The following is an 11,526-nucleotide window of genomic DNA, read 5'->3' on the forward strand; positions in this document are numbered from 1 at the left end:
TTGTCATTTCGACGAAGGAGAAATCTGTTAGGCTATGTACAAACGCTGAGCAGATCCACCACTTCGTTCGGGAGGACAGCTCTATTGAACCTCAATCACCGCCCCGTTGGCAATAATATGATACAGCTTGATGGTAAGGGCCATAAAGAGCAGCTTGGCGTTGGCATTGCGTTCAATGTAGTAGGCCGCCTTGTCCAGTTCCTGCGTAATAGCCTGTATGCGACTGACATCGCACATTTTATTTAAGCGAACTGCAAAATCTTTTTCTGTGCCCGTGAGCGGCAGATTATCCTCGCCCATAGTGCGGAGTCGAATGCTTTGCTCAAGCAAATGGGTAAAGTAGCGGAGAAATTGTTTTTGCTTTTCCCGACCCAGGGCACTTACGGTTTCCACCCATTTTACCTGCGCCACCGGACCGGTTCTTAGCACCGAATTGAGCCATTCTCTTAACAAACTCTGCCAATCTTCCTCCGCATGCTGAATGAGTTGGAGGGCTTCCCGGTAATTGCCTTCGCTCACACCGGCAATCTGGTTGGCTTGTTCAGCACTCAGTTTAGCTCTTTGCTGCAGCGCTTGTGCCACCTCATTGATTTCGATGGGCGGTATACGAACAGTTTGGCAACGACTCACTATGGTAGGCAATACCAAACTTTCATTTTCGGCTACCAGGATGAACAATGTGTTGGCAGGCGGTTCTTCAATTAACTTCAGCAGTTTGTTGCCTTCATTGCCCAAATACTCAGGCATCCACAATACCAATATTTTGTATTCGCTTTCAAAACTTTTGAGATTGAGCTTGCGGATGATATCGGCACACTCGGATGCGGTGATATTGCCCTGCTTGTTTTCTGCACCGATGAATTGCAACCAATCATACACATTGCCGTAGGGATATTGTTTGATGAACTCCCGCCATTCGTTGATGTAATCTGTACTGATGGGTTTATCACCACTCTTGCGAGGAATAACGGGATAGCTGTAATGAATATCAGGATGAATGTATTGAGCGGCCAGTTCTGCACCATGTGATGAAACAGCTGCCGGTGCCACTTCTTCACCAAACAAACCCATCACCGGTGCAGCTGCGGGCTTTTGTTGTTCGCTCCGGCTCACTACATAATTGCTGAAAGCCAGTGCCAGGGGCAAACCACCGGCTCCTTCTTTGGCTATCATAAGAATAGCATGGCTGAGGCGGTTGTTATCCACCATTTCTTTCAACTGTTCAATGGTTGATTGCTGGCCTATGATCGCTGAGAATTGCATGAAGGGCGAAGATAGGATTTGCAGAAAATAAAAAAGCAGAAGCGATTGCCTCTGCTTTCAAATACAGAAAGAGAAATTTATAGTTTGCCGGTAATCTCTTCACTCATCGGCTTCACCTTGCTCGGGAAATAAGCAATGAGTTCTCCATTTTCATTCAATAAAAACTTATTGAAGTTCCATTTTACTTCGGCATCCAGTACACCGTTTTTGGCTTTGTTGGTGAGCCATTGGTAGAGTTCACACATATCATCACCTTTCACACTCACTTTGGTGGTCATGGGAAAGGTTACTTTGTAAGTACCGCTGCAAAAAGCTTTGATCTCTGCATTGGTGCCGGGTTCCTGCCCACCGAAGTTGTTGGCCGGTACACCAATTACTACCAGTTTGTCTTTGTATTTTTCATACAGGGCCTGCAACTCTTCATACTGTGGTGTGTAACCACATTTAGAAGCGGTATTAACGATGAGTATTTTTTTGCCTTTGTACTTTTTAAAATCAATGGTGCCGCCTTCCAGTCCTTCAATTTTGAACTGATGCACACTGGGCAACTTTGTAGAAGTTTTGACTGTAAAGGATAAAAAGAGCAGAGCAATTGCTGCAAATAATAAACGCTTCATATCAATAAGTTTTAAAATAAACGTTTGAAGTTTTTGATTGTTCAAAGTTCGGTGAAAAGAAACAGATGCAAAAAAAGCCGAAATGGTTTACTGCCGCTCATAACATCCTAGATCAGGCAGGCCTATCCGGGACCTTCCGTTGATATCTGTAACAAGGGGGGTTACAATTCCTTTATTGATAGCGGGTGAACCGGCTTTAAGCTGAAAGTTGTAGAACCGTCTGCTTACATCAATACTGTCAAATTGCGGCAGTTGATTTTTAATACTATTGCTCAATGTTGTATTGGCAGGATCTGCCTTGGCCCTGTATAATACATTGTTGAATGTAAGATTCAATGCGTCAGTACCTTGTTTATCCGTTACTACTTCGTTATCTACAAAACCTTCATCGCCCCAAATAATACAGTTGGTAAAAACCGCATTTAAAGGTGAAGTTAGAATCTGGTTGCCCTGTTTTACAAAATTAGTAGCCACCAATACCGGGTTCTTGTGTGTAACAAAGAGATTGGAGTAAGAGGCAGCCGTAACATGCGTAAAGTTGTAAGTACCACCGTACACAAGCGTAATATTATTGCCGCAGTTACTGATGAGACAGTTATTAGCCGTAATACTGGAATTGATACCGAGCACACCAATATCAAACACATTATCGATATAGCAATTATTAAGTATCAACTTTGGATTGGCATTGCCGGATGGTTTTTCCGCTACAACACCCTGGTAAGAATTTTTGATATAAGTATAGGTAAGCACATTATCCTTGCTGCTGCCACGGAAATAAATGCCGGGCCATGCCCCTGGGTAATCTTTATAAGGTTCATCCAAACGATTACTTCTAAACACTACACTATCTGTTTTGGTGCCATTGATGATGAGTGTACCATCAACAATAAAAGGTGCATCGGCATTCAAATGAATTCTTGTACCCGACTGAACAGTGAGTGTAGCATTGGTATCTACAATCATACCGCCAAGGATCACATAAGGTTTATCTTTTGTCCATGTAATGTTTCCCTGGAAGATGGTACTCCGTATGTAATTAGCATTTTGACCCCACGCTTCCAATTGCTTATGTTCTGTATTTCCGTTCCATTGAATACGGATACTGTCTTTTATTACAAAGGGTTGATTAGCGGCAGTAGGATTTACATTTACTCTTACAAAAACATACATACTGTCGTTGCCGGCTAATTCAATATTGCTGAATTGTGCACCCTGCGATCCATCTACGTTCATCTTAAAAGCAGAACCGGTTCCTCCCATTAATTGAATATTATCAATACGGATGGATTGTCTGTTTTCATTACGGATGAGAAAATACTGTGTAACGGATCCGGCAGTTGTAAATACAGTATCAAATAATAAGCTATCCCTTCCTATATCCAATCTTGCTTCACGGCTGGTATTAAAAGATTCTTTTTTGCAGGAACTCACAGCAAACAAAACGAAGGAGATAAGCAGTATGAGGTTGAGTAGTTTCACCGGGCGTAAAAATAAGAAGTGGATTGTATATGAATTATTTTTTATTGTTAAAGCATCACTCATCGCTTGCCCAGGCCAATACCGCAATGCTCAGTTTGGCGCCACTTTCAACTATTGCTGTTCCGCAGGCTTCTAAAGTAGCACCGGTTGTAATTACATCATCTACTAATAAAACATACTCAGGTTTTACTATTGCTGAATCGTTTACAACAAAACTGCCATCTACATTTTTCCACCTTTCAATCCGCCCTTTTTTTGTTTGAGTATCAGTATAACGCTTACGCAATACAAAATCGTTTACAACAGGAATATTAATTACTTCAGCAATGCCATTGCATAAAACGGTTGCCTGGTTATAACCACGTCTTTTTTCTTTTTCGGGGAATAAGGGTAATGGAATGAGTGCATCAATGTTTGTAAATCTTCCGCTGCTTTTAAGCAGGCCGCCCATCCATCTGCCTAATTGCAAACCCACTTCCTGGTTGTTTCTGTATTTAAGTGTATGTATAAGTTGCTGCAGTACGGATTGTTTGCTGAAGTAGTAAGCCGCCATTGCTTCACTCACAGGCACCCTGCCATAGAATATTTTTTCAATGGGATTATTATGATGTGGCGCAAAATAAGTTTCGGGTAATGAAGTATAGCATTGATGACAGATGTGTTGGTGGGCTTCCACCAGGTCACTGCCACAACCTGCACAATGATGCGGAAAAAATAAATGGGCAAAATCATTAAACCATTTACGGGCGTTGATCATGCATGAAAGTTAGAAAAGAATCAACTCAAAAGCAATCAACCCTGAAACAAATACTGGTACAATTCTTCCACTTTACCCATGGTTACCACTTCAATATTGTATTTCTGCCGGGCTGCTTTATCATTCTTATGCCCGAGGTTGTACTTGCTGATAATGATTTTTTCAAAGCCGAGTTTTTCAGCTTCTGCAATGCGTTGATCAATCCGGTTTACAGCTCTTATTTCACCACTTAAACCCACTTCACCTGCAAAACAGATTTGAGGATTCAGCGGCATATCATCATAACTGGAAAGCAGGGCACACAACACCGCCAGGTCAATAGAAGGGTCTTCTACCTTTAAACCACCGGCAATATTTAAAAACACATCCTTCATTCCAAAATGAAAACCTCCTCTTTTTTCTAACACCGCCAACAGCAACTGCAACCTGCGTAAATCAAAACCACTAACGGTTCGTTGCGGTGTACCATAAACACTTTGTGTTACCAGGGCCTGCACTTCAATCAGTAATGGACGCATGCCTTCCATGGTTGCTGCAATGGCAATACCGCTGAGTATATCTTCCTTTTGTGTAATGAGTATTTCGCTGGGGTTACTTACAGGACGCATACCAGCTTCTGTCATTTCATAAATACCAAGTTCGCTTGTAGAACCAAAACGGTTCTTCATTGTACGTAAGATGCGGTAAGTATAATGACGGTCGCCTTCAAACTGCAGTACAGCATCTACCATATGTTCTAATATCTTGGGACCTGCAATACTTCCGTCTTTTGTAATATGACCAATTAAAAAAACAGGTGTGTTGGTTTCTTTAGCAAAGCGTTGCAGTTCAGCAGCACTCTCTCTTATTTGCGATATACTGCCCGGACCTGATTCTATGTATGGTGTCTGAAGTGTTTGAATAGAATCAATGATCACTAAGTCGGGTTTCAGTTTTTTAACTTCATTAAAGATGATATTGGTAGATGTTTCTGTAAGTAAATAGAAATCTTCATTCTGCATCTGCAAACGATCAGCACGCATTTTAATTTGCTGTTCACTTTCTTCGCCACTCACATATAAAGTTGTTACGCCTTTCAATTGTAAGCCGCTTTGCAAAAACAAAGTGGATTTACCAATACCCGGTTCACCGGCTATTAAAACAATACTGCCGGGCACAATGCCGCCACCAAGCACTCTGTTTAATTCAGCATCATTTGTAAGTATTCTTTTTTCTTCGCTGCTTTTTACTTCACCTAAAGAAATGGTTTTGCTTTCACCTGCCTGCAGTTCATCTCTCCACATTTGTTTTTTTACATCGCTCTTATCTTTTGTAATGAGTTCTTCTACAAATGTGTTCCATTCATTACAACTCGGACATCTTCCGATCCATTTGGTTGATTCGTACCCGCAGTTACTGCAGAAAAATGCTGTTTTAACTTTACTCATATTTTTTATTACATCAACTGCATAAAAGTGCATCAAAAAATTTCAATGCCTTCAATTATTTTTTGTTACAAATTTTTTGAAACGAAGCAGATGAAGAGAAAAATTGCAGGAAAAAAAGATGCGCTTTTCAAAAAGTAAAAGGGCCGAAATTGCTTTCGACCCTTTGTACTTACTAACCCATTAAATTCTATTGCTAAATTACAACTTGCGGGCACATTTCAAAATTATTTTTCGGCCCTGTGCATAAATATTTGATCAAAGGCAAACAGCCTAAAACAGGCATACCCGACTGAAATAAACCTCATAAACTATTGGTTTTCAATTATTAATACAATTTTGATTGGTTGGTATAAATTCGATGGTTGCTTACGGCGAATCATAAACGTAACTGCCTCTGACAAAAAGACTTAGCAACCGTTAAAGCCCTTCAAAATTTGTCATTTTTTGTGTTTGGAAACGAATTTGATGGTTAATTTGTAATCAAAAATACAGGTACATGACACCAGGAATTTTATTAGTATCCCTCCTATTTATGGGGATTGGCTTTTTAGTTCAATACAGGCTTAAAAGTAAGTTCAAACAGTACTCTCAACACCCTCTTTTCAGCGGGCTAACCGGTAAACAGGTGGCCGAAAAAATGCTGAAGGAAAACGGAATTTATGACGTGAAGGTGGTTTCTGTGGACGGTTTTTTAAGCGATCACTATAACCCGGTAAATAAAACGGTCAACCTGAGCCCCGATGTGTTCAACAGCAGTTCCATAGCAGCGGCGGCTGTGGCGGCTCATGAGTGTGGCCATGCAGTACAGCACGCTACTGCATATCAATGGCTTATGCTTCGTTCAAGGTTGGTACCGGTGGTACAGGTAAGCACCACCTTATCCCAGTGGATTCTCGCCATCGGGGTAGGTATTTTAGGCTTTGGAGGAGGAAACCACACCGTTTTATTGATAGGCATAATGCTTTTTGCAGCCAGCACGCTTTTTTCAGTTATCACCCTGCCGGTGGAGTTTGATGCCAGTAACCGGGCCCTCGCATGGCTCAACCATACTAATATTACCAACGGCCAGGAACATGAGGGCGCTAAAGATGCCTTAAAGTGGGCTGCTATGACTTATGTGGTGGCCGCATTAGCTTCTATAGTTACCTTGGTACAGTACATCTTAATCTATATGAGCAGAAGAGACTAAGTATACATAATTTGCAGACTAAAGCCGCCGCAGAGCGGCATTTTGTTTTGTTGAACATTCAGGCCCCTAAAAAATAGATTCACGAACAATTTGCATAAAAGCAGCACACAAAAGGTATTTACTGTCTTTTTTAATCTGTTAAAAAAACTTTAACAGTTATATTTGAACCTTAAATTAATCGTTTATGAGAAAAATTCTGATGCTGGTTTTTTGCCTGCTTACAGGCATTACACAGCTTTGGGCTCAGTCAAAAGAAGTAACCGGAAAGGTTACTGATTCCAGAGACGGATCTCCATTAGCCGGTGTAACTATCAAAGTAAAAGGAACATCTACAGTTGCATTAACCGATGCTGCAGGTGTATTCAAAGTAAGCTTTACCGGAGGTAGGGCTACACTTGTATTCAGTTATGTTGGTTTTGAAGAAACTGAATACACTGTTACCGGTGGATCCATCAATGTTTCGATGGTTGCCGGTACAAAGAATCTGAATGAAGTAATTATTACCGGTTTTGGTTCTCAAATTAAAAGAGATGTTACAGGTAACATTGCAAGGGTAAAAGGTAAGGACATTGAAAATATGCCTACGCCTACCGTTGATGCCGCTTTACAAGGCCGTGCAGCAGGTGTTTATGTTAACAGCCAATCCGGTAAATTAGGTCAGGCGGTTTCTGTACGTGTACGTGGTAACTCATCTATCAGTGCAGGTAACCAGCCATTATATGTTGTGGATGGTGTACCTATTACAACCAACAGTCAAAGTAACTATGGTGGTGCTACCAACCCGCTTGCAGATCTGAACCCCAACGATATTGAAACAATTGAAATTTTAAAAGACGCCTCTGCAGGTGCCATCTTCGGTTCTCGTGCAGCAAATGGTGTAGTACTTATAACTACTAAGAAAGGTAAGTCAGGAAAAACAAATGTTTCATTAAACGTACAAACAGGTTATTCTGAATCAACACGCCGTGTACCTTTCCTGAACTCTCAGCAATATGCTGAGTTATTATTGGAAGGCGCAAAATACATTGACGATCAATTCGGCACTCCCTATAATGATCCCGGAAGCGAAACTACTTATGCAAGAGACTGGATGAGTTATTTCAGTTACGGACAGTGGGATACAGATCCTAACAAAACATACGAGTGGCAGGATGTAGTTTTCCAGAAAGGACAATACCGCCAGGCTGATTTGCAAATGAGCGGTGGTAATGATAAAACCAAGTTCTTCATCTCCGGTCAATACTTAGACCAAAGCGGTATTATCATTGGTAACAACCTTGATCGTGTTACAGGAAGATTAAACCTTGATCATAAAGCTAATAATTGGTTGAATCTCGGTTTAACCATGAATGTTGCCCGCACCTTGAACAGAAGGTTGCCTGATGATAACGCATTTTCCAATCCATTGCAAAGTGTGGCATTGATGCCAATGACTCCTTCTAAAGATCCTAATACGGGTCTTCCTGCAGGTACTCCTCCCGGTGATGTAAATATTCCTATGTATTACAATCCGCAAATCACAGTTGATTATGCAAAGTATCTTCAGGAATCATTCCGCACATTCAGCAATGGTTATGCTACAATTAAACTCTTACCCGGTTTGATCTTCCAGTCTGATTTTGGATTTGATTTATTAAATCAACAGGAAGAAAGTTATTTCCAGTCTCAAACCGTACGTAATCAAACAAGAGCAGGAAGAGGTTTGGGTACAAATAGGGCAACATTTGTAACCAACTATAATACCAATAACTATTTTCAACTATACTAAAACATTCGGCAAAGTACATGATATAGCAGCAACACTTGGTATGCAATACCAACAGTCCCGCTCAACGTTCAACTTTGTAGAAGGTTTGGATTTCCCTTCTGATTCTTACCAGCGTATTGCCAGTGCAGCAACTGTATCAGGTGGTAGCTCTTCTGAATCAAACTTCCGTTTCCTTTCTTATTTCCTGCGTACCAACTATAAGTTTGCTGATAAATACCTCGTTTCTTTAAGTGGTCGTATTGATGGATCTTCACGTTTCGGTACCAATAACAGGTACGGTTTTTTCCCGGCTGTTTCTGCCGGTTGGGTACTCTCTGAAGAAAAATTCATGAGCGGTATTAAACCTCTCAGCTTCCTGAAATTAAGAGCGAGTTACGGTATTGTAGGTAATGCTGAAATCGGAAACTTTCCTCAATTAGGTTTGTTTACCGGAAGTGCTAACTATACCAATTTTGGTGGACAGGCTCCTTCACAAATTGGTAATCCTAACCTGCAATGGGAAACCAACAAGCAGTTTGATATCGGATTGGATTTCGGCTTATTCAACAATCGTTTGAATGGTGAGATTGACTACTACGTTCGTAATTCAGAAGACCTGCTCCTGAATGTTAATATTCCTACTTCTACAGGTTTTGGTTCAGTGGTTAAAAACCTCGGTCGTATGGAAAACAAAGGTTTTGAATTTGTATTAAACACCCAGAACCTCGTAGGTAAGTTTAAGTGGAGTACTTCATTAAACTTCTCTACTAACGAAAATAAAATCCTGAACATTAACGGACAGGTTATTGAAGGTGGTGTAGGTAACTTAAATCGTGCTATGGAAGGTCAGCCTTTGGGCGTATTTTTCACTGTTGAGTATGCAGGTGTAAATCCGCAAAATGGTGATGCACAGTTTTACCTCAACACAAAGAAAACTGATGGTACACTTGACCGCACTATTCTCAGTAACTCTCAATACAACCAGGCACAACGTGTGGTAGTAGGTGATCCTAATCCTGATTTTATTGCCGGTGTTACCAATACCTTCTCTTACAAAGGATTTGATTTATCCGTATTCTTTAACGGTGTATTTGGCAATGATGTGAGTGTTTACGGAATGGGTCAATACTCTATGGCTAACATGATTTACGAAGACAACCAAACAGCAGATCAAATGAAACGCTGGCAAAAGCCCGGCGACATTACGAATGTACCACAAGCCCGTTACTGGTTTGGTAATGGTAACCAGCGCAGCAGCCGTTTTATTGTTGATGGCTCTTTCGTTCGTTTGCGTACTGTTAACTTAGGTTATAACCTCCCGCAATCAATTTTGAGTAAAGTTAAAATTGAACGTATGAGGGTTTATGTTTCAGCTATGAACTTGTTTACCTGGACCAACAATTATCCTCTGTGGGATCCTGAAGTAAATGCTGACTCCTTTGATTCGAACATTGCTAAGGGTAATGATTTTTATACGCCTCCGCAACCCCGCACTATTTTGTTCGGTATCAACGTAGGTTTCTAATTTATAACCACATCTAAAATGATCATGAATATGAAACATAAACTTTTTAAAATAACATTCGTAGCTGCAATGCTGCTTACAATAGCAGGTTGTAAAAAGCGACTTGATGTAGTGCCCTTTCAAAGCTTACCACCTGAAAAGGCATTAACTACAGAGAGTGATTTAAAAGGGGTGCTTATAGGCGCTTATAATGGTATCCAAAGTACTGCTTCGTATGGTGGTGATATACAACTTATGGCCGATTTATGGTCAAACAGATTGTATCAGCGCTTTAGGGGTACTTTCAATGGCCTGTTGCAGATTGCCAGCATTACTACTACAAGTAATGTAATATTGGTTGATAATGGATGGGCAAGTACACTTTGGTCAAGCTCTTACAGCACCATTAACACCTGTAATCTTGTATTAGAGAATTTGAAACTTGCAAATACTCAAGCCACCAAAGACAGAATTGAAGGTGAAGCTTTATTCATCAGAGGTTCTTTATATTTTGAACTGGCTCGTCTTTACGGTAGACCTTGGGGTGATGGTGATAACAATACCAATCTTGCAGTTCCCTTAGTTCTGAAATCAACACCATTTGAAGAAAGTAAATTAACTCCCGAAAATTATCCGCCTAGGGCTACTGTTGCAGCTATTTATGCACAGGCAAAGGCTGATTTACAAAGAGCATCTACTTTATTACCCGCTTCAAACGGTTTCTTTGCTTCAAGATGGGCTGCGATGGCTCAATTATCTCGTATTGCTTTAATGCAGGAAGATTTTACAACTGCAAGAGATATGGCAAACGCAGTAATTGCGGGCAGTACAGGAGGTGCAAACCCTCAACACTCACTGGCAGCTCCTTTTAATAATTTATGGTATAACTATATCAATTTTGGTGGCGTAGCTCCCAGAGAATACGTATTCTATATCCGGATTACGAATCAGGATGGTACAAACGGTTTAAATACTTATTATGGACAAACGGTAGGCTCTATTCAAGGAACTGCAGGTCGTGGCGATATTGATATTCAAACTGCATGGTTAAACCTGCATGAAGCTGGTGATGCACGCAGAAATTTCTTTATTGTTACAAACCGCAGGTTAACACAAAAGCACCTGGATCGTTTTGGTCATGTGCCTGTTATCCGTTTAGCTGAAATGTATCTGACAAGAGCAGAAGCAAATTTCAGATTGGGTACTACAGTAGGTGCAACTCCTGAAGAAGATGTAAACCGGATTCGTAACAGAGCCGGCCTTCCAAATCTTGCTGCTCCTCCTACACTTGCTCAAATTTTAAGAGAGCGTGATCTTGAATTAGCATTTGAAGGACATTTTCTGCATGATAGAAAACGTAACCGTCAGGCAATGCCTGGCTCTACAGGAGCTAATGGCCCGGCATGGAACAGTCCTCGTCTTGTAATGCCAATCCCACAAAGGGAAATGGATGTAAACAAGAACCTTGTTCAAAACCCAGGTTATTAATTAATAATGTTTGATTTTATTAAACCCTGGCCAAATGGCCGGGGTTTTTTGC

General features: G+C 40.8%; 9 protein-coding genes. 4 read left to right on the forward strand and 5 right to left on the reverse strand.

Going from position 1 to position 11,526, the window contains the following annotated elements; translation table 11 throughout:
* Positions 1-81: 81 nt before the first annotated feature.
* From PDL71_RS17470 to radA, 5 genes are all read right to left on the reverse strand, one after another.
* Positions 82-1,263: an ATP-binding protein gene (locus PDL71_RS17470; RefSeq protein WP_407523585.1), complete on the reverse strand. Its 1,182-nt coding sequence runs from the start codon at positions 1,261-1,263 to the stop codon at positions 82-84.
* 77 nt (positions 1,264-1,340) lie between these two features.
* A complete protein-coding gene (locus PDL71_RS17475) occupies positions 1,341-1,880 on the reverse strand; it encodes a glutathione peroxidase (protein ID WP_407523589.1) in 540 nt (179 codons plus the stop codon).
* A gap of 87 nt (positions 1,881-1,967) precedes the next feature.
* A complete protein-coding gene (locus PDL71_RS17480) occupies positions 1,968-3,362 on the reverse strand; it encodes a choice-of-anchor Q domain-containing protein (protein WP_407523591.1) in 1,395 nt (464 codons plus the stop codon).
* 55 nt (positions 3,363-3,417) lie between these two features.
* Positions 3,418-4,119, reverse strand: coding sequence for a ComF family protein (locus tag PDL71_RS17485; protein ID WP_407523593.1), 702 nt, complete (start codon positions 4,117-4,119; stop codon positions 3,418-3,420).
* 35 nt (positions 4,120-4,154) lie between these two features.
* On the reverse strand, positions 4,155-5,546 hold the full coding sequence (gene radA / locus PDL71_RS17490) for a DNA repair protein RadA (protein ID WP_407523595.1): 1,392 nt from the start codon (positions 5,544-5,546) through the stop codon (positions 4,155-4,157).
* A 496-nt stretch (positions 5,547-6,042) separates the two neighbouring features.
* Here radA and PDL71_RS17495 point away from each other — a divergent pair, with 496 nt between their 5' ends.
* From PDL71_RS17495 to PDL71_RS17510, 4 genes are all read left to right on the forward strand, one after another.
* Positions 6,043-6,735 (forward strand): zinc metallopeptidase, encoded by a 693-nt coding sequence (locus PDL71_RS17495; RefSeq protein ID WP_407523597.1) that lies wholly within the window; start codon positions 6,043-6,045, stop codon positions 6,733-6,735.
* A gap of 184 nt (positions 6,736-6,919) precedes the next feature.
* Positions 6,920-8,503, forward strand: coding sequence for a SusC/RagA family TonB-linked outer membrane protein (locus PDL71_RS17500; protein WP_407523599.1), 1,584 nt, complete (start codon positions 6,920-6,922; stop codon positions 8,501-8,503).
* A 40-nt stretch (positions 8,504-8,543) separates the two neighbouring features.
* The gene (locus PDL71_RS17505; RefSeq protein ID WP_407523601.1) at positions 8,544-10,007 is read left to right on the forward strand and encodes a SusC/RagA family TonB-linked outer membrane protein; all 1,464 of its coding nucleotides are present in this window, start codon (positions 8,544-8,546) and stop codon (positions 10,005-10,007) included.
* 30 nt (positions 10,008-10,037) lie between these two features.
* On the forward strand, positions 10,038-11,474 hold the full coding sequence (locus tag PDL71_RS17510; RefSeq protein WP_407523603.1) for a RagB/SusD family nutrient uptake outer membrane protein: 1,437 nt from the start codon (positions 10,038-10,040) through the stop codon (positions 11,472-11,474).
* The last annotated feature ends 52 nt before the right edge of the window (positions 11,475-11,526 follow it).

The sequence above is a fragment of the Lacibacter sp. MH-610 genome, from assembly GCF_045780045.1.
Lineage (GTDB): Bacteria > Bacteroidota > Bacteroidia > Chitinophagales > Chitinophagaceae > Lacibacter.